The 19,209-nt window shown below is 74.2% G+C and carries 13 protein-coding genes; 7 read left to right on the top strand and 6 right to left on the bottom strand.

From position 1 onward, the window contains the following. Window positions 1-20: 20 nt before the first annotated feature. A complete protein-coding gene (locus MTO91_RS21415) occupies window positions 21-440 on the bottom strand; it encodes a Fur family transcriptional regulator (protein WP_218913547.1) in 420 nt (139 codons plus the stop codon). Between the two features lie 98 nt (window positions 441-538). After that, window positions 539-2,098, bottom strand: coding sequence for a long-chain-fatty-acid--CoA ligase (locus tag MTO91_RS21410; protein WP_179761918.1), 1,560 nt, complete (start codon window positions 2,096-2,098; stop codon window positions 539-541). A gap of 281 nt (window positions 2,099-2,379) precedes the next feature. Between MTO91_RS21410 and MTO91_RS21405 the strand changes: the two genes are divergently transcribed. From MTO91_RS21405 to MTO91_RS21390, 4 genes are all read left to right on the top strand, one after another. Continuing rightward, the gene (locus MTO91_RS21405) at window positions 2,380-2,979 is read left to right on the top strand and encodes a TetR/AcrR family transcriptional regulator (RefSeq protein ID WP_405415307.1); all 600 of its coding nucleotides are present in this window, start codon (window positions 2,380-2,382) and stop codon (window positions 2,977-2,979) included. Window positions 2,980-3,121: 142 nt separating this feature from the next. Beyond that, a complete protein-coding gene (locus MTO91_RS21400) occupies window positions 3,122-4,063 on the top strand; it encodes an ATP-binding cassette domain-containing protein (protein ID WP_226369656.1) in 942 nt (313 codons plus the stop codon). Beyond that, window positions 4,063-4,923 (top strand): ABC transporter permease, encoded by an 861-nt coding sequence (locus tag MTO91_RS21395; RefSeq protein ID WP_179761921.1) that lies wholly within the window; start codon window positions 4,063-4,065, stop codon window positions 4,921-4,923. Before MTO91_RS21400 ends, MTO91_RS21395 begins: the two co-directional genes overlap by 1 nt. A 370-nt stretch (window positions 4,924-5,293) precedes the next feature. Continuing rightward, window positions 5,294-9,079 (top strand): ABC transporter ATP-binding protein, encoded by a 3,786-nt coding sequence (locus tag MTO91_RS21390; RefSeq protein WP_476652498.1) that lies wholly within the window; start codon window positions 5,294-5,296, stop codon window positions 9,077-9,079. Between the two features lie 14 nt (window positions 9,080-9,093). Here MTO91_RS21390 and MTO91_RS21385 read toward each other — a convergent pair whose 3' ends face one another. After that, entirely contained in the window at window positions 9,094-10,599 is a 1,506-nt protein-coding gene (locus MTO91_RS21385; protein WP_476652496.1) for a GAF domain-containing protein, read from the bottom strand. A gap of 269 nt (window positions 10,600-10,868) precedes the next feature. Between MTO91_RS21385 and MTO91_RS21380 the strand changes: the two genes are divergently transcribed. After that, on the top strand, window positions 10,869-11,606 hold the full coding sequence (locus tag MTO91_RS21380) for a LuxR C-terminal-related transcriptional regulator (RefSeq protein ID WP_062397435.1): 738 nt from the start codon (window positions 10,869-10,871) through the stop codon (window positions 11,604-11,606). Between the two features lie 264 nt (window positions 11,607-11,870). After that, window positions 11,871-13,997 (top strand): PhoX family protein, encoded by a 2,127-nt coding sequence (locus tag MTO91_RS21375; RefSeq protein WP_476652495.1) that lies wholly within the window; start codon window positions 11,871-11,873, stop codon window positions 13,995-13,997. A 46-nt stretch (window positions 13,998-14,043) separates the two neighbouring features. Here the strand turns inward: MTO91_RS21375 and MTO91_RS21370 are convergent, their stop codons facing one another. Then, window positions 14,044-14,814 carry a VldE C-terminal domain-containing protein gene (locus MTO91_RS21370; RefSeq protein ID WP_312888796.1) on the bottom strand — a complete coding sequence of 257 codons (771 nt, stop codon included), beginning with the start codon at window positions 14,812-14,814 and terminating at the stop codon, window positions 14,044-14,046. Window positions 14,815-15,095: 281 nt separating this feature from the next. Here MTO91_RS21370 and MTO91_RS21365 point away from each other — a divergent pair, with 281 nt between their 5' ends. Continuing rightward, a complete protein-coding gene (locus MTO91_RS21365) occupies window positions 15,096-16,439 on the top strand; it encodes an MFS transporter (protein WP_476652493.1) in 1,344 nt (447 codons plus the stop codon). 44 nt (window positions 16,440-16,483) lie between these two features. On the opposite strand, the gene MTO91_RS21360 is transcribed toward MTO91_RS21365, so the two are convergent. Beyond that, window positions 16,484-16,768, bottom strand: coding sequence for a hypothetical protein (locus MTO91_RS21360; protein WP_253068830.1), 285 nt, complete (start codon window positions 16,766-16,768; stop codon window positions 16,484-16,486). 389 nt (window positions 16,769-17,157) lie between these two features. Continuing rightward, a complete protein-coding gene (locus MTO91_RS21355; protein ID WP_476652491.1) occupies window positions 17,158-19,203 on the bottom strand; it encodes an NAD(+) synthase in 2,046 nt (681 codons plus the stop codon). Between the last annotated feature and the right edge of the window lie 6 nt (window positions 19,204-19,209).

Genomic DNA, 19,209 nt, shown 5'->3' with positions numbered 1-19,209 from the left:
TCTCGACGGTGGGGTGCTCGTCAGACACGGGACATCCTCTCGGGATCAGTGGATGAGCAGTCGGGGCACCGGCCCCAGTAGACGACCTCGGCCTCGTCGATCACGAAGCCGTTGTCGTCGGAGGCGGTGAGACAGGGTGCGGCGCCGACGGCGCAGTCGACGTCGGCGATGGCGCCACAGGACCGGCACACCACGTGGTGGTGGTTGTCGCCGACCCGCGCCTCGTACCGCGCGACGGAACCGGTGGGCTGGATCCTGCGGACCAGCCCGGAGGAGTGCAGCGCACGCAGGACGTCGTAGACGGCCTGGTGGGACACCTCCCCGAGGTCCTCCCGCACGACACGGATGATCGACTCCGTGTCCGCGTGCTGGTGGGAGTGCACCGCCTGCAGCACGGCCAGGCGAGGACGCGTCACGCGCAGCGACGCCGCGCGCAGCATGCCCTCGTAGTCCGATGCGTTCGACACGACGGCGAGACTGCCTGCTTTTCTTGAGTCGGTCAAGTTTCGGCGTGTCTCAGTATGAGACCGGCGCCACGTCAGACGGTGCTGCGCTCCCGGCCCGCCCAGAACGGTGCCCGGAGATCCTTCTTGAGGATCTTGCCGGTCGGGTTGCGGGGGAGCTCCGGCAGGACGTCGACGGTCTTCGGACACTTGAACGACGCCAGGTGGGCGCGCGCGTGAACGAGCAGCTCCTCGGGGTCGACGGTCGCCCCCGGCGCAGCCACCACGCAGGCCTTCGGGACCTCGCCCCACCGGTCGTCGGGCACTCCGATGACGGCGACGTCGCCGACGGTCGGGTGCTCGGCGAGCACCCGCTCGATCTCGGCCGGGTACACGTTCTCGCCGCCCGAGACGATCATGTCCTTGATCCGGTCGGTGACGTAGACGTAGCCGTCGGCGTCGATGTGGCCGCCGTCGCCGGACCGCAGCCATCCGTCCGGGGTGATCGCCGCCGCCGTCGCCTCCGGCTTGTCCCAGTAGCCGCTCATCAGCTGGTCGGTCCGCACCCAGATCTCCCCGGGCTCGTCCGTGCCGAGCCGCTCGCCCGTCGCCGGGTCGCGCACCTCGATCGTGCAGCCGGTGATCGGCCTGCCCGCCGACACCAGCCGGTGCTCGACGGCCGGGTCCCCGTGGTCCTCCGGGCCCAGTGAGCTGACCACGCCGCAGGCCTCGGTCATCCCGTAGACCTGGTGCAGCTTCGGGCCGAACAGCGCCAGCGACGCCCGCATCACCGGCAGCGGCATCGGCGAGGCGCCGTAGGAGATGGCCCGCAGCGACGTGTAGTCGCGGTCGGCCGCGCCCGGCACCTGCGTCATCGCGCCCATCAGCGCGGGCACCCAGAACGTGTGCGTGATGCCCTCTGCGGCGACCATGTCCAGCAGCGCCGCCGGGTCGGGCATCCGGGCCATCACGATCCGCGCGCCCTGGGCGAGCGCGAGGAAGGCGTAGCTGGTCCCGCCGACGTGGAACAGCGGCATCGCGACCTGCACGACGTCGGTCGGCGTCAGCTCGAAGTCCGCGGCGACGTGCGCGGCGTGCGCCAGCATCGCGCCGTGGGTGAGCATCGCGCCCTTCGGGAACCCGGTGGTGCCCGAGGTGTAGAGCTGTACGAAGCAGTCGCCGGGGCCGGCGTCGTAGGGGTCGGTGTCCGGCTCGTGCGCGGCGAGGAACGCCTCGTACTCGTCGGCGTCCCCGCCCACGTGGAGCACCCGCTCCACCGCGGTGAGCTTCTCCCGCAGCTGCCCGACCGCCCCGGCGAACTCCGGGCCGACCAGCAGCAGCCGCGCCCGGGCGTCGCCGATCACGTAGACGATCTCCGGCGGGGCGAGCCGGAAGTTCACGACCGCGTTCGCCGCCCCGATCCACGCGCACGCCAGCGACAGCTCCAGGCACGACGGGTGGTTGAGGTCCAGCACCGCGACCCGGTCGCCCGGGCCGATGCCCTCCGCGCGCAGGGCCGCCGCGAGCCTGCGCACCCGGACGTCGAGCTCGGACCAGGTGCGGCGGACGTCGCCGAAGCGCAGGGCCTCGTCGTCCGGGCGCCCGGTGGCGTGGGTGCGCAGCAGGGAGGACACGGTGCTGGTCGGGTCGATCACGGGGTGGCTCCTCGGGGCTCGTCGCTGAGCGTGTGACGCACGCCATTCAAGTCCGTTTCGTCGGTCTCGCGCCAGTGCCGACCGGATCGGTCCGATCCCGGGACCCCAGGTGCGCGCGGGAAGGCCGGGCGCAGGTCGAGGGGGCCGATGTCGTCGCGGTGGCGCACGACGAGGTCGCCACCGCGACGGAGGAGATCGCGGCCGGGGTGCCGTCGGCGACGTGGCCGGTCGACGACCAGTCGCCGGAACGCACGCGTTCCGTCGGTCGCTAGGGTGAGGGTGTGACCGTCCGACGAGCCACCACCGGCGGAGCGGTGCTGCGCCCCCGCGTCACCGAGGCGATCGTGTCCGCGACCTTCGCCGAGCTGGCCGCGTGCGGGTACGCCCGCCTGTCGATGGAGGCCGTCGCCCGGCGTGCGGGGGTGGGCAAGGCCGCGCTGTACCGCCGCTGGTCGTCGAAGCAGGAGATGCTGGCCGACCTGGTCCGTCAGGCCGTCGCCGACACGTTGCCCCCCGCTCCGTCGACCGGCGCGTTCCGCAGCGACCTGCGGGAGCTGCTCGGGGAGCTGCGTGACCAGGTGGCCGCCCCGGTGGTGGCGGACGTGGTCCCGACGCTGCTGGCCGAACTCCGCCACACCCCGGCCCTCGCCGAGGTGGTGCAGGCGGACGTGGCCGGCCCCCGGCGGGAGGTCGGCGTGGAGATGCTGCGGGCGGCGGTCGAGCGGGGGGACCTCCCGCCGTCGGTGGACGTCGATCTCGCGGTCGACCTCCTGATCGCTCCGCTGCTGTTCCGGGTGCTGGTCACCGGGGCGGCGTGCGACGACGCGTACCTGGACACCCTCGCCGCGGCGGTCGAGGCGGCGGTGCGCGCCACCGCGTAGCGGTCGTGGTCCCGGCCGCCGCCGTCGGGCCGGTCCCGCGCCGGGGCCGCCTCCCGGCGGGATCCCGGGCTGGGCGAGGATGGCCGGCAGGCGACGCCCCGGTGCGAACCGGGGCGCGACGCGAGAACGGCGGGAGGCCGGAGTGCAGGAGACCGCGTCCACGGACCCGGCGACGGCGGCCGGGAGCGGGCGGATCGTCGTCGAGGGTCTGGGCAAGAGGTTCGGCCCGGTCGAGGCCGTGCACGACCTGTCGTTCACCGTCGAGCCCGGCTCGGTGACCGGGTTCCTCGGACCCAACGGCTCGGGCAAGACGACGACGCTGCGGATGATCCTCGGCCTGGTCGTGCCCAGCACCGGGCGCGCGCTCGTCGACGGCGTCCCGTTCTCCGCGCTGACCTCGCCCGGCCGCGTCGTCGGCGCGGTCCTGGAGGTCCAGGGCGTGCACCCGCGGCGCACCGCGCGTGCGCACCTGCGCGCCGCGGCCGCCGCGATCGGCGTCCCCGACTCGCGGGTCGACGAGGTCCTCACGCTGGTCGGCCTGGCCGCCGCCGCGGACCGCTCGGCGGGCGGGTTCTCGCTCGGCATGAACCAGCGCCTGGCCCTGGCCGTCGCGCTGCTCGGCGACCCGCGCATCCTCGTGCTCGACGAGCCGGGCAACGGCCTCGACCCCGACGGCATCGCCTGGCTGCGCTCGTTCCTGCAGGCCTTCGCCGCGTCCGGGCGCAGTGTGCTCGTCTCCTCCCACCAGCTGGCCGAGATGGAGCTGACCGCGCAGCGCCTGGTCGTCATCGACCGTGGTGCCTGCCGGTTCGACGGCACCGTCGCCGAGCTGCGCGCCGGCCACGGCTCGCGGGTGCTCGTGCGCGCCGCGGACCCGGCCCGGCTGGCCGAGGCGCTCGCCACGGACGGGATCACCGAGATCGACCGCGTCGACGACGGCGTGCTGGCCGTCGGCGGGGCCGACGCGGTCCGCGTCGGGGACCTGGCGCTCGCCGCGGGCGTCGCCGTGTACGGCATGAGCGAGGAGCGGGCCGGGCTGGAACAGATGTTCCTGCGCCTGCTCGCCGGGGAGGAGCAGCGCTGATGGCGACCGTGAGCCTCGACCGCTTCCGCGCGGTCCTGACCGCCGAGGTCCGCAAGACCCTGTCCACCCGGGTGTGGTGGCTGCTGTTCCTGCCGGTGCTGCTGCTCGCGCTGGCCCAGAGCCTGCTCGGCAGCATCCTGCAGCTGCTCGTGCCGCAGGCCACCGAGACCTCGTCGATCCTGATGCTCGCCGGGCTGGCGTCGGCGCTGACCATGACCGCGATCGTCGGCGGCGCCTTCGGGACGCTGCTGGGCACCGGCGACTTCCGGCACCGCACCGTCACGCTGGCCTACCTGACCGGGTCCCGTGGCCAGGTGCTCGCGGCCAAGGCGCTGATCGCTGCCGTCGTCGCCGGGCTGTACGCGCTGTTCCTCGTCGTGGTCGGTCCGCTGCTCGGCGGTGCGGCGCTCGGCGGCCAGCAGCTGCCCGACCTCGGGCGGCTCGCCGGGCTGGGCGCGATCGGCATCCTGGTGTGCGCGCTGTGGGGGGTCCTCGGCGTCGCCGTCGGGACCCTGGTGACCAACCAGGCCGGGGCGATCGCGCTCACCGTCGGCTACCTGCTCATCGGGGAGAACCTGATCGCCGGGGCACTGCGCGCGGGCGACGGGTCCTCGCTCGGCGACCCGTCGGTGTTCGCCCGGCTGACGCCGTTCCTGCCCGGCAACGCCGGTGACCTCGCGATCTGGGAGCCGGTCGTGAGTTCGGCCGGGCTGGGGGCGCAGTCGCAGTTCGTCCTGGAGTTCCTGGCCGGGGTCAGCGCCCCGCCGCCCGGCTGGGTCGGGCTGCTGGTCCTGGCGGTCTGGACGGCCGCGGGGATCGCACTGGCCGCCGTCGTCGGGGCGCGGCGGGACATCACCTGAGACGAGCCGGCGGCCCCGGGCCCGGCGCTGCCGTGCGTAGGGGACGCCGCTCCCGAGCCGCCTCGCGCGGTGAGCACCGCCGTAGCCCTGTCGATCAGCGCATGAGCGTCGTCCTCCCGGCTCCCGGCCGCGCTCGTGTACTGATCGACGGCGCGGGTCCGGAGCGACGAGGTGGCGGCGCAGCGGCGGCGGTGGCCGGGAGTCCGGTGGGCGGTGCGGGGGAGGCCGTCGTCGACGGCGGGTGTCCGCCGGCCCCGCGCCGGGCGGCGTCGCCGGGCCGGTTGTCGGGGGGCGGGCATAGCCTGGCGACGTGCCCTCTCCCCACCCCTCCGCACGCCCCGGCTGGATCCGCAGACTGTCCACGGCATGCATGCGGCACCGCCGCGTCACCGTCGGTGCGCTCGTCGCGTCGATGCTCGGCGTCGGGCTGGAGGCGATCGGTCCGCTGCTGATCCGCGAGGGCGTGAACGGCGCGATCGGCGGGGACACCGGCGTGCTCGCGCCGGTCGTCGGCGGGCTCCTGGTGCTGGGCGTGCTGAAGTTCGTCGGTGCGTTCGTGCGCCGCTACCTCGGCGGCAAGATGGCGCTGAACGTGCAGCACGACCTGCGGCGCGCGGTGTTCGGCGCGGTACAGCGTATGGACGGCGTCCGCCAGGACCGGCTGCGCACCGGCCAGGTCGCCTCGCGGGCCATCTCCGACCTGCAGCTGGTGCAGGGCTTCCTGTCGATGGTGCCGCTGTCGGCGGGCACCGTCGTGCTGGTGGTCGTCGCGATCGTCGCGATGCTGTACCTGTCGCCGCTGCTCACCGTGGTCGCGCTGGTCATGCTGCCGCTGGCGTTCCTGGCCACCAACAGCATCCGGCGCAGGCTGTTCCCGGCCACCTGGTCCGCGCAGCAACGGGCCGCCGAGATCGCGCAGCAGGTCGAGGAGACCGTCACCGGCGTGCGCGTGGTGAAGGGATTCGGGCAGGAGGCCCGCGAGACCGCCACGCTGGAAGGACGGGCCCGCCGGCTCTACGGCGAGCGGCTGCGGGCCGCCGGGCTGACCGCGCGGCTCAACCCGATGCTGCTCGCGCTGCCCGGCCTGGGACAGGTCGCGGTGATCGGCGTCGGTGGCTGGATGGCCGCCCGCGGCACGATCGACCTCGGCACGTTCCTGGCGTTCACCACCTACGTCGGGATGCTCGTCGGGCCCGCCCGGCTGATCGGCGCGCTCGTGGTCACCGCGCAGCTGACCCGGGCCGGGGCGGAGCGTGTCTTCGAGATCGTCGACGCCGCACCGGGGATCGTCGACCCGGAGCGTCCGGCCGCGCTGCCCGAGGGCCCGCTGACCGTCGAGCTGGACGACGTCCGGTTCGGCTACGAGCCCGCGGGTTCCGGCCCGGACGGCGACGCCGCCCCCGATCCGGTCCTGGACGGGCTCTCCCTGCGCGTCGAACCCGGCGAGACCCTCGCCCTGGTCGGTCCGCCCGGCTCGGGCAAGTCGACGGTGGCCCTGCTGCTGCCCCGCTTCTACGACCCGCAGGCCGGGCGTCTCGCGATCGGCGGGGTGGACCTGCGCGACCTGCGGCTGCACGACCTGCGCGCCGAGCTGGGGGTGGTGTTCGAGGAGGCGTTCCTGTTCTCCGACAGCATCCGCAACAACATCGCCTACGGCCGGCCCGACGCCGGCGAGGACGAGATCCGCGCCGCCGCCGAGGCCGCGCAGGTGGCGTCGTTCGTGGAGGACCTGCCCGACGGCTACGACACCGAGGTCGGCGAGCGCGGCCTGACCCTGTCCGGCGGTCAGCGGCAGCGGATCGCGCTGGCCCGGGCGATGCTGACCCGGCCGCGGGTGCTCGTGCTCGACGACGCGACCTCCGCGGTCGACACCGCGACCGAGGCCGCGATCCACGAGACCCTGCACGAGCTGACCGCCGAGCGGACCACGCTGCTGGTCGCGCACCGGCGGTCCACCCTGGCGCTGGCCGACCGGATCGCGGTGCTGGACAAGGGCCGGGTCGTCGACACCGGCACCGAGGACGAGCTGCGCGGCCGGTGCGCGCTGTTCCGGGAGCTGCTCGCCACCGGCCCCGCCGACGAGCTCGGCGGCGGTACCCGCGAGCCCGCCGCCCACGAGGCGGCACCCGGCACCGGCACCGGCACCGGCACCGGCACCGGCACCGGCGTACTCGCCGATGCAGCGGCGGGCCCGGCCGTCACCCCGGAGCTGTGGCCGCGGGTCAGCATCGAGGAGGACCCGGACCGGGCCCTGACCCGCGACGGCGGCGGCGGCGCGGCCGGCTGGGCCGGTGGGATCAGCGCGACCCCCGAGCTGCTCGAGTCCGTCGCGAAGCTGCCCCCGGCGAAGGAGTCCCCCCGGCTGCGCGGCGACGACGACCCGACCGCCCCCGATCCCGCGTTCCGGCTGTCCTCGCTGCTGCGCCCCGTGCGGTGGCTGCTGGTGCTCGGCGTCGCGCTGATGACCGCGGACGCGCTGGCGACCCTGGCCCTGCCCAGCATCGCCCGGATCGCCGTCGACGACGGCATCGCCGACGGCGCCACCCGGGTCCTGCTGCTGGCGGCGCTGGCCGGGCTGCTGATCGTCGTGCTGGACGCGGTCGTCGTCGGGTTCCAGACGCTGGTCACCGCCCGGGCCGGGGAGAGCCTGCTCTACCTGCTGCGGCTGCGCAGCTACGCGCACCTGCAGCGGCTCGGCCTCGACTTCTACGAGCGCGAGCTGTCCGGCCGGATCATGACCCGGATGACCACCGACGTGGACGCGCTGTCCACGTTCCTGCAGACCGGGCTGGCGCAGGCGGTCGTCAGCCTCCTGACGATCGGCGGGGTCGCGACCGCGCTGGTGCTCACCGACCCGCAGCTCGCGCTGTACGCGCTGGGCTGGCTGCTGCCGCTGCTCGCGGTCGGCACCGTGGTGTTCCGCCGGTTCTCCTCCCGCGCCTACGCCGAGGCCCGCGAGCGGGTCAGCGTGGTCAACGCCGACCTGCAGGAGAACGTGTCCGGGGTGCGCATCGCGCAGGCCTACGTCCGCGAGGAGCTGAGCTACGACCGCTTCGGCGAGCGCTCCGACGCCTACCGCCGGTCGCGGCTGCGCGCGCAGCGCTACATCGCCACCTACTTCCCGTTCGTGGCGTTCCTGTCCGACATCGCCACGGCGGTCGTGCTGTTCGTCGGCGGGACCCGCATCGTCGGCGGGGACATCACCCCGGGCGTGCTCACCGCGTTCCTGCTGTACCTGACCCTGTTCTTCGGCCCGGTGCAGCAGCTGTCGCAGGTGTTCGACGGCTACCAGCAGGCCCGGGTCGGCCTGAACCGGATCTCGGAGCTGCTGCGCACGCCCACCTCCGTCCCGGACGAGCCCGAGCGGCCGGCCCCCGTGCCGCCGCGACTGCGCGGCGAGGTCGAGCTGGACCACGTGACGTTCCGCTACCCGGGGGTGGACGCCCCCGCCCTCGACGACGTGTCGCTGCGCGTCGGGGCGGGCGAGACCGTCGCGCTGGTGGGCGCGACCGGAGCCGGCAAGTCGACGCTGATCAAGCTGATCGCCCGGTTCTACGACACCGGCGACGGCCAGGTCCGCGTCGACGGCGTCGACGTGCGCCGCTTCCCGCTGGCCGGGTACCGCGCGCGGCTCGGGGTGGTCCCGCAGGAGGCGCACCTGTTCACCGGTGACGTCGCCTCGAACATCGCCTACGGCCGACCGGACGCCCCGCCGGAGCGGATCGAGGCCGCGGCCCGCGCGGTCGGGGCGCTGGGCCTGGTGCGGTCGCTGCCGCAGGGGTTCCGCACCCCGGTGGGGGAGCGGGGGCAGGGCCTGTCGGCGGGGCAGCGGCAGCTCGTCGCGCTGGCGCGGGCCGAGCTGGTCGACCCGGACGTCCTGATCTTCGACGAGGCGACCGCGGCACTGGACCCGGCCACCGAGGCCACCGTGCTGGCGGCGGGGGAACGGGTAGCGTCGCGGCGGACCGCGTTCGTCGTCGCCCACCGGCTGCAGACCGCGCGGCGGGCGGACCGGATCGTGGTGCTGTCCGGCGGTCGGATCGCCGAGGAGGGCACGCACGACGAGCTGGTCCGCGCGGGCGGTCGCTACGCGGCCCTGTGGCGCGCGGGAGAGCTGGAGCCCGAGCCGGACAGCCCGCTGGCCGCACAGACCTGAGCGCGGCCCGGGGGTCAGTCCCGCAGGTGCTCGGCCCGTGCGGCGACCGCGGCGCGGCGCGGGTCGTCCCGGTCCAGCAGGTCCAGCAGCAGCTCGTGCGCCTCCAGGTCGTCGGTCCCCAACGGGTGCACGACGAAGCGGTGCAGGAGCGCGACGTCGTCCGAGGCGAGCACGGCGTGCCGCAGCCCGACCGCGAGCTCGTCGCGCAGCTCGCGCACGGCGGGCGCGTCGGAGCGGGGCAGCAGCTCGCCGTGGCAGGAGTCGAGCGCGTCGGAGACCCGGCCGTCGCGCAGCGCCGCGCGGACCCGCAGGAAGTCGGCCTGGGGCCCGGCCGCCAGCCGGTAGGGGCGGGTGAGCAGCAGCTCCGCGCCCAGCGACGACCGCAGCCGGTGGATCTCGCCGCGGACGGTGGTCGGGTTGCCGTCCTCGCCGTAGAGCATCAGGGTCAGCTGCTCGCCGGAGAGCCCGTCGGGGTGCAGCGCCAGCGCGGTGAGGATCTCCGCCGGGCGCAGGGTGGCGGCGAACTCCTCGCCGTCGAGGGTGACGCGCGGACCGGCCCCGCCGGTGAAGCGCAGCTCCAGCGGGCGGGGCGCACCGGTCGGCGCCGTCGGGACGACGCGCCCGCGCCGCCGCGACGGCGGCACCAGCAGGTAGCCCTCGGTCAGCCTCTCGACGGCCATCTCCCGGCCGTCGCCGAGCTGCACCCGGTCGACGCCGTCGTCGAGCCGGATCCGCTCGGGGAACAGGCCGTAGGGCTCGCTGGCGATGACCCGGCCGCTCGCGGACAGCAGGGCGCCCTCGGAGCCGCGCAGCGCCGCGAGGTGCGGCATGTTCTTGACCCGCAGCCGCTCGTCGGCGATCGCCAGCCGCACCCGCAGCTGGTTCTCCGCGAGGTGCGCGGTCGCCGTCACCAGCTGCACCAGCGCGGGGTGCACGGTGTGCAGCGGCCCGGAGATGTCGATCGCGCCGATGGTGTCGCCGGTGTCGGGGTCGTGCACGGGGGCCGCGACGCAGGTCCAGTCGTGGTAGGTGCGGACGAGATGCTCGGCGGAGTGGATCCGGACCGGCTCGTCGACGGCCAGCGCCGTCCCCATCGCGTTGGTGCCGATCGTCTCCTCGGCCCAGCGGGTGCCCTCGACGAGTCCGACGTCGTCGGCGGAGTGCAGCAGGCCGTGCGCGCCGTCGCGCCACAGGACGGTGCCGTCGGCGTCGGTCACGAGCATCACGTGCATCGCCTCGTCGGCGATGCTCACGAGGGTGGAACGGAGCAGCGGCATCACCGCGTGCAGCGGGTGGCCGGTCCGGACCTCCTTCAGCTCGTCGGCGAGATAGATGAGCGGGGGGAGTCGGCCCTCCGGGTCGACGTGCGCGGCCAGGCTGCGCTGCCACGAGTCCGAGACGACCGGGCGGGGGGTGCCCGCCGAACCGCCGGCGCCGAGACCGTCGTCGTAGATGCGCCGCAGGCGATGTGCGTCGGCGACCATCTCCTCGGGGGACGTCCCGCCCTCGGCTCCGCTCACGTCGCCTCCCGTCACGGCTGGGGGCACGTCGTGCCCTGCTCCCACGTGATGTCCCGCGCCGGCGCGGGACCGTCCCGGAATCGGTGGACCGTCCCGGGGTCGTGAGCATACCCGCTGCTCGGGGGCTCGACCCCTCGTGACCGGGGCGGGATGCGACGTCGCTCGATCGCGCGCAACGCGGGGGCAACGTGGCGCTCCCTACGGTTTGCCGCATCGGGACGCCGGGTGGCGTTCCTGCGATGACGCAACAGATCCACCGGAGGACAGCGATGACGCTCGAAGCCGTTCGTGAGGCCACCGATCTGCGTGCCGGCCGCGGGGCCGACGGCGCGGATGTGATCCGCCGCGCGGCCCGGGTACTCGTCGTCGACTCCGAGCCGGTCGTCCGGCACGGGCTGCGCGCCCTGCTGACCGCCGAGCCCGACCTGGCTCCGGCCGGCGAGGCCGCCTCCCCGCGCGACGCCCTGATGGCCGCCGAGCGCGCCCGCCCCGACGCGATCATCGTCGACATCGAGTTCGCCCGCGACGAGCGGCCCGGCCTCGACCTGGTGCGCGCGCTGCTGGAGCGCTGCCGCGGGGTGAAGATCCTCGTGCTGACCGGCTGCCGTGACCGCGACTCGATGATGCGCACCGTCCGCCTGGGTGTCCACGGCTACCTGCGCAAGGGTGCCGACACCGCCGAGATCGTGCGGGCGCTGCGCACGGTCCTGCGCGGCGAGGGTGTCTTCGACCCGGGCACCGCGAGCGCCGGCCCGCTGCAGGTGCTGCGCGACACCGACCCGGCGCCGTCGCCCACGCCGGACCTCTGCAAGACCTCGCTGCTGACCGACCGCGAGAACCAGGTCCTGCGGCTGCTCGCCGTCGGCCTGTCCAACCGCGAGATCGGGACCCGGCTGCGGATCTCCGAGGCCACCGTGAAGTTCCACGTGCGGAACCTGCGCGACAAGCTCGAGGTCCGTCGTCGCACCGAGATCGTCTACACCGCCGCCCGCCAGGGCATCGTCTGATCCCGCCGGGCCGGGGCGAGGCACGCGCCCGCCCCGGTCCGTGCCCTCGGCCAGCGCACGCGCGACCGGCGCGGTCACCCGACGGGTGACCGCGCCGGTCGCGTTGCGTGGTCGACACCACCCCTTCCGGGGATGCGTTCACCCGGCGGCCACCTTCTCCTCACCCCACGGGAGAACGGGGGTGCTGGGATGCGGAGGAAACGGACGGTTCCGAACGGACCGGACCGGACCGCGTCATCCCACCACGACCCCAGGAGGACGACCGTGGCCCACAGCTGCCCCGGCGACGCCCCCCAGGCCGGCCCCCGCCGTGCCCTCCCGCTCCTCGACCGCGTGCGGCACGGACGTCAGGGCCTCACCTGCCGCTACCGGTGCGGCGACGCCTGCTCCCGGCCCGAGCCCAACCCGTCGTCGAACGCCTACTTCGGTGACGTCATGCAGGCCGTGCTCGACCGGCGCGGGATGCTCCGCGCCGGTGCGGTGATCGGCCTGGGCGCCGGGGCCGGTGTGGCCCTGGCCGGCACCGCCTCGGCGGCCGAGCCCGTCCCGGCCGCGCCGGCCCACCCGCTCGGTGCCGACGTGGCCGCGCCGGCGCAGGCCCGGCCCCCGCGCGGGCTGCAGTACGAGACGGTCGCGCCGAACCTCGACGACGCGATCCGCGTGCCGGTCGACTACGCGAGCAACGTCGTGATCCGCTGGGGCGACCCGATGTTCCCGGACGCGCCGGAGTTCGACTTCGAGAACCAGACCGCCGCCGCGCAGGCCCGCCAGTTCGGCTACAACAACGACTTCTGCGGGATCCTGCCGATCGACGGCCCCGGCCGCCGCTACGTCATGTTCTCCAACCACGAGTACACGCTCGAGCCGCTGATGTTCCGCGGGTACGACGAGGACGCCCCCACCCCCGAGCAGATCCGGATCGGCATGGCCGCGCACGGCGGCGGCGTCGTCGAGGTGACCCGCGACCTGCGCACCGGCGAGCTGCGCTACGACCGCGACGGGAAGCTCAACCGGCGCATCACCGCCGACACCGAGATGGTGCTCGACGGCCCGGCCGCCGGTGCCGAGGTGCTGCGCACGAAGGCCGACCCGACCGGGCGCAGCGTGAAGGGCATGATCGGCAACTGCGCCGGCGGCACCACCCCGTGGGGCACCTTCCTGTCCGGCGAGGAGAACTTCGACGGCTACTTCGCCTCCGGCCCGGTCACCGACGAGCGCGCGAAGCGCTACGGCATCTCCGAGGGGTCCTCGGAGCGCCGGTGGGAGACCGTCGACCCGCGCTGGGACCTCGCGCAGGAGCCGAACGAGGCCAACCGGTTCGGCTACATCGTCGAGATCGACCCGCACGACCCGCGCTCGAAGCCGGTCAAGCACACCGCGCTCGGCCGCTTCAAGCACGAGGGCGCCACCGTCGCGCTCACCCGGGACGGGCGCCCCGTCGTCTACATGGGCGACGACGAGCGCTTCGACTACGTCTACAAGTTCGTGTCGGACAAGCGGATGCGCCGTGGTCACAGCCGGGCCGCCCGCGAGCACAACGCCACCCTGCTGTCGTCGGGCACGCTCTACGTCGCGACGTTCACCGGGGACAGCCCGGCCGCGGAGATCACCGGCACCGGGGCGCTGCCGCGCGACGGCCGCTTCGACGGCTCCGGGCAGTGGAAGCCGCTGGCGTCGACCACGAAGTCCTACGTGGACGGCATGAGCGTCGCCGACGTCTTCGTGTTCACCCGGCTCGCCGCGGACAAGGTCGGCGCGACGAAGATGGACCGCCCGGAGGACGTGGAGCCCAACCCGCGCACCGGGAAGGTCTACATCGCCTGCACCAACAACTCCGACCGCGGCAAGGCGGGCGCCAAGGCCGGTCCGGACGAGGCGAACCCGCGCAACGCCAACCAGCACGGCCACGTCATCGAGCTGACCGAGACGCGCGACGACCCGGCGGCGACGACGTTCGCCTGGAACATCCTGCTGGTCTGCGGGAACCCCGACGACCCGTCGACCTACTTCGGCGGGTTCGACAAGTCCCAGGTCAGCCCGATCACCTCGCCGGACAACGTGGCGTTCGACCCCTACGGCAACCTGTGGGTCTCGACCGACTCCACCCAGGCACTGGAGATCAACGACGGCCTCTACGGCGTCGTGCTGGAGGGGCCGCAGCGCGGCTCGACCCGGCTGTTCGCCAGCGTCCCGGTCGGCTCGGAGTGCTGCGGGCCGGTCGTCACCGAGAACTTCGTGCTGGTCTCGGTGCAGCACCCGGGCGACGTCGACGACGCCTCACCAGAGAGGCCCGCGTCGCACTGGCCCGACGGCGGCGCCGCGCAGCCGCGTCCGGCCGTCGCCGCGATCCGGCACCTGAAGGACGGACGCCCGGCGAAGATCGGCGTCTGAGGCCACCGCCGCCCGGTCCGTGCTCCGCCGCGGACCGGGCTGCGGGTCAGGCGCAGCGGCCGAGGTCCGGCTCGCCGGACCCGGCGCGCTTGTCGAACGAGATGTGCACGTGGTCGTAGTGGTTCGCGGTGTCGCCCCCGCGGTCCTCCATCGTCGACCACCCGGAGCCGTCGTTCATGCGCTGCTCCCAGATCACGTACTTCACGCCGAGCTCGTCGGCGTTGGCCAGGGCGCAGTCGGCGATGCGGTCGCCCTTCTGCCCGCGCACCATGATGTCCAGGGCGTGTCCGGTCGGATGGTCGGAGGCGTTCGCCCGGTTCGCGACGCCGATCAGGTCGGTCTCGCCGTAGGCGCAGCCGAGGAACTCCGCGGCGTCGGACACCCAGTCCTTCACCCGGCCCAGGTCGTCGAGGTCGAGCCCGCACGACGGGTCGTTCAGCCCGCGGGCGGCGAGCTCGGCGGCGGCCCTGGCCTGCTCGGCGGCCTCCTGCGCCAGGCCCTGGGCCTTGCGGGCCGCGGCGAGGCTCGCGTCCGCGGCCGGGTCGAGCAGGCCCGCGTCGCGGACGATCTCGGCGCCGAACACGGGCGCGGAGCGGGGAGCGTCCGCGGCGGCCGCGGCCTCGGCGAACGGGCTACCGAGGTCGCCCTCGGACACGTCCTGTGCGGCCAGGCGCAGGTCGGCCTCGGCCGACCCGAGGCCGAGCCCGGTCACGGGCGTGACGACGGCGAGCGTGCCGCTCGCGACGGCGGCCGCGGTAGCGACGTGACGCAGACCGGGCCCCAGCCCGGCCTGCGCCCGATGTCGGTGTCGGGGCACGACGGTCTCTCCTCCGGCACGCGGACCGGCCGGGCTGCGGGGGAGCGTCGGGATCGGGGGATCCCGGCCCGTCGGGGGGTACCGGACCGCGTGTTCAGTGACAGGACGGTAGCGAATGTCCCGTGATGTCCGATCTTCGCGGACCGTTCGTGGCGGCGACCGCACCCGGCCGTGCGACGAGTGGCGCGGATCGGGCACCCCGGACGTCTTTACCCGACCGGACGTTCGGTGCAAAAGTAGCGCGGTCCGGGACACCGCCGTCCCGGGTCAGGGGAGGACGCATGACCGAGCAGCAGGCCGGGCCCGGCGCGGGCCCGACGAGTGCCGCCGACACGACCGGCTCCGCGCCCGCGCAGGTGCGCCGGGTCGCCGCGACGAGCGCGATCGGCACGACGATCGAGTGGTACGACTTCTTCATCTACGCCACGGCCGCGGCCCTGGTGTTCAACAGCCAGTTCTTCACCACGATGTCCGCGGCCTCGGGCACCCTGGCCGCGTTCGCGACCCTCGGGGTCGGCCTGGTGGCGCGTCCGCTCGGCGGCATCGTGTGGGGGCACTTCGGCGACCGCCTCGGCCGCAAGAAGATGCTGGTCTTCTCGCTGCTGCTGATGGGCGTGGCCACCGTCGGCGTCGGCCTGCTGCCCACCTACGGCCAGATCGGCGTCGCGGCGCCGGTGCTGCTCGTCGTGCTGCGCCTGCTGCAGGGCCTCTCGGCGGGCGGTGAGTGGGGCGGCGCCGCGCTGATGGCGGTCGAGCACGCCCCGCCCGGCAGGCGCGGGCGCTACGGCTCGTTCCCGCAGATCGGGGTGCCCGCCGGGCTGATCCTGGCCCAGCTGGTGTTCCTCGTCGTGTCCAACCTGACCACCCCCGAGCAGTTCGCCGCGTGGGGCTGGCGGATCCCGTTCCTGCTCTCGATCCTGCTGGTCGTCGTCGGGCTCGTGATCCGGCTGCGGGTCGAGGAGAGCCCGGTGTTCGCGATGTTGCGGCAGAACCGCGGCCGCAGCCGCGCCCCGATCCTGGAGGTGTTCCGGCACCGCCCGCGCGAGCTGGTGCTGGCCTCGGTCAGCTTCATCGCGAACAACGCGATCGGCTACATCTTCCTGGCCTACCTGCTCTCCTACGGCACCCAGGTGCTCGAGGTCCCGCGGAACACCATGATCGTCGTCGTGATCATCGGCTCGCTGAGCTGGCTGGTCAGCATCGTCGCCGGCGCGATCTGGTCCGACCGGGTGGGCCGCAAGCGCGCCTACCTGGTGGGCTCGGTGCTGCTCGTGGTGTGGCCGGTGCCGTTCTTCCTGCTGCTCGACACCACCGGGTTCGCCGCGATGGTCGTCGCGGTCGTCGTGCTCACGGTGGGGCTGGGCCTGTCCTACGGCCCGCAGTCCGCGTTGTTCGCGGAGATGTTCGAGGCCCGCTTCCGCTACAGCGGCGCCTCGTTCTCCTACGCCGTCGGCGCCGTGCTGGGCGGCGGGTTCGCACCGCTGATCGCCGCCGCGCTGCAGCAGGGCTACGGGACGTCGATGGCGGTCGCGGCGTACATGGTCGTCGTCGCCGTGATCTCGCTGGTCGCGGTGCTGCTCATCCGGGAGACGCACCGCCCGGACGCGCCGGCCCGGCTGTCCTGACGACGACGGCGCCCCGGACGTGGTGTCCGGGGCGCCGGGGCGGCCTAGATCGAGCGGTGCCGGCCGTTGCCGAGCGGGGCCGAGAGGTCCCGGGCCCGGCGACGCCCGGCCACGGTGCCCTCGGCGGGCCGCTCGTCGACGGTGCCGGGGCCGTCGGAGGACATCGAGCGGGCCTGCTCGGCCAGCTCGCGGGTCACGCAGGGCCAGGTGGCGCTGACTCCCGTCGCGTCCCGGCACTCACGGCAGAAGCCCTGCGCGTCGGGGGTGTGTTCCGCCAGGGTCCGCTCCAGCAGATCCGGCATCTCGGACAGGATGTTCGCGAGCGCCACGACTCACCTCCAGGTCGAATGCAGGCGACAGTAGTGGTCGGGTTCACCCGCCCCCGGCGGGGCGGGGGGCCCGTCGGCCGGTGTCCGCCGGTCCACTCAGGACCCGGCGTTCCCGCTGCTCGCGAGGAGTGTGCGGGATCGAGCCGAGGACCTCCGGCGGTCCAGTCGCCCGGTGTGACGCCGCCCCGTCGGCACAGGACTGCCCCGTCCGCTCGGTGAACCGTGTCACCGATCGGCGACCGGTTCCGGCGACACGACGACACGCACCACCGCTGCGCCGGACGTGTGATCGGGTCACTCCTCGGCGCCGCCGGAGGGCCCAGTGGGTCACCCCCGTCCGGACCCGAGGCGCTGCGGCGTCCGCGTCGCGCCCCGCGGCCGGCCCGCCCTCAGCCTGCCGGGACCTCCCGTTCGATCTCGTCGAGCCAGATCGTCGCCGACAGGTCCGAGGGTGCCCGCCAGTCCCCGCGGGGTGACAGCGCGCCGCCCGCGGACACCTTCGGCCCGTTCGGCAGCGCGGAGCGCTTGAACTGCGCGAACTGGAAGAACCGTCGCGCGAAGACCTGCAGCCAGCGCCGGATCTCGGCGGGGGAGTAGGCGGGCCGCTCGTCGTCGGGGAACCCGGGCGGCCACTGGCCCGCGGCGGCGTCGGACCAGGCGTGCCCGGCCAGGAACGCGATCTTCGACGGCCGGAAGCCGTGCCGCAGCGTGTACCAGAGCGTGAAGTCCTGCAGCGCGTACGGACCGACGGTGGCCTGGCTGGACTGCACCTCGGTCGTCCCGTCCGAGGGCACCAGCTCCGGGGTGATCTCGGTGTCGAGCACCGAGCGCAGCACCGCCGACACCCCGGGCGGGAACTGCTCGGAGGAGACCACCCAGCGGATGAGGTGCTGCATCAGCGTCTTCGGGACGCCGCCGTTGACGTTGTAGTGCGACATCTGGTCGCCGACGCCGTAGGTGGACCAGCCGAGCGCGATCTCCGACAGGTCCCCGGTGCCGAGCACGACCCCGCCGCGCTGGTTCGCCAGCCGGAACAGGTAGTCGGTGCGCAGCCCGGCCTGGACGTTCTCGAAGGTGACGTCGTAGACGGGCTCGCCCCGGCCGAAGGGGTGGTCGATCTCCGCCAGCATCGTCCGCGCGGTGCCGGTGATGTCGATCGTGGCGAAGGTGACGCCGAGGGCTTCGGACAGCGCGACGGCGTTGTTGCGGGTGTGGTCGGAGGTGGCGAAGCCGGGCATGGTGAAGGCGAGGATGTCGGTACGCGGGCGGCCGAGCCGGTCCATCGCCCGCGCCGCGACGATCAGGGCGTGGGTGGAGTCGAGCCCGCCGGACACGCCGATCACGACCTTCGGCTGGCCGATCGCCCGCAGTCGCTGCTCCAGCCCGGCGACCTGGATCGAGTAGGCCTCGAAGCAGTCCTGCTCCAGCCGCGCCGGGTCGGCGGGCACGAACGGGAAACGCTCCACGGTGCGGCGCAGGCCGATGTCGTGGCCGGGCGGGTCGAGCCGGAACGCCACCGTGCGGAAGGCGTCGGTGCGGGCGGCGTGGGTGCGGCGGTTGTCGTCGAAGGTGCCCTGGCGGCGGCGCTCGCCGGCGATCAGGTCCAGGTCGACGTCGGCGACCGCGTGCCGCGCGCCCTGCGGGAAGCGCCCGGACTCCGCGAGCAGCACACCGTTCTCGTAGATCATGGTCTGGCCGTCCCACGAGACGTCCGTGGTCGACTCGCCCTCACCCGCGGCGGCGTAGACGTAGGCGGCCAGGCAGCGCGCCGACGCCGAGCGCGACAGCAGGTGCCGGGTGTCGGCCCGGCCGACCGTGATCGGTGAGCCGGACAGGTTCGCCAGCACCGTCGCCCCGGCCAGCGCCGCCTCCGCCGACGGCGGGATCGGCACCCAGTAGTCCTCGCAGACCTCGGCGTGGAGCACGAAGCCGGGCAGGTCCTCGGCGGCGAAGAGCAGGTCCGTACCGAAGGGGACGTCGGTGGCGCCGAGCCGGATCGAGGCGCCGCGGACGTCGTCCCCGGGGGCGGTCTGGCGACGCTCGTAGAACTCGCGGTAGGTCGGCAGGTAGGACTTCGGGGCGACGCCCAGGATCCGGCCCCGGTGGATCACGATCGCGCAGTTGTAGAGGCGGTGGCGGTACCGCAGCGGTGCCCCGACCACGAGGACCGGCAGCAGGTCCGCGGTCGCCTCGACGAGGGAGAGCAGTCCGGTCTCGACGGTCTCCAGCAGCGTGTCCTGCATCAGGACGTCCTCGATGGAGTAGCCCGAGAGCGTCAGCTCGGGGAACACCACCAGCCCGACGCCGTCGTCGGCGCAGGTCCGGGCGGTCTCCAGCACGGCGGCGACGTTCGCGGCCGGGTCGGCCATCATGGTGTGCAGGGTCGCCGCGGCGGTGCGCAGGAAGTGGTGGCGGTAGACGGAGCGGAAGTCCACGCCGTC

This window comes from Pseudonocardia sp. 2-7 (assembly GCF_056341085.1).
The sequence above is the reverse complement of the archived record's forward strand: the minus strand, read 5'-3'. Positions and strand labels throughout refer to the sequence as shown.

Bases quoted from the DNA above. Each gene is read 5' to 3' on its own strand.
- MTO91_RS21395 (WP_179761921.1), top strand. From the start codon at position 4,063: ATGGCGACCGTGAGCCTCGACCGCTTCCGCGCGGTCCTGACCGCCGAG.
- MTO91_RS21365 (WP_476652493.1), top strand. From the start codon at position 15,096: ATGACCGAGCAGCAGGCCGGGCCCGGCGCGGGCCCGACGAGTGCCGCC.
- MTO91_RS21380 (WP_062397435.1), top strand. From the start codon at position 10,869: ATGACGCTCGAAGCCGTTCGTGAGGCCACCGATCTGCGTGCCGGCCGC.
- MTO91_RS21390 (WP_476652498.1), top strand. From the start codon at position 5,294: ATGCGGCACCGCCGCGTCACCGTCGGTGCGCTCGTCGCGTCGATGCTC.
- MTO91_RS21415 (WP_218913547.1), bottom strand. From the start codon at position 440: ATGCTGCGCGCGGCGTCGCTGCGCGTGACGCGTCCTCGCCTGGCCGTG.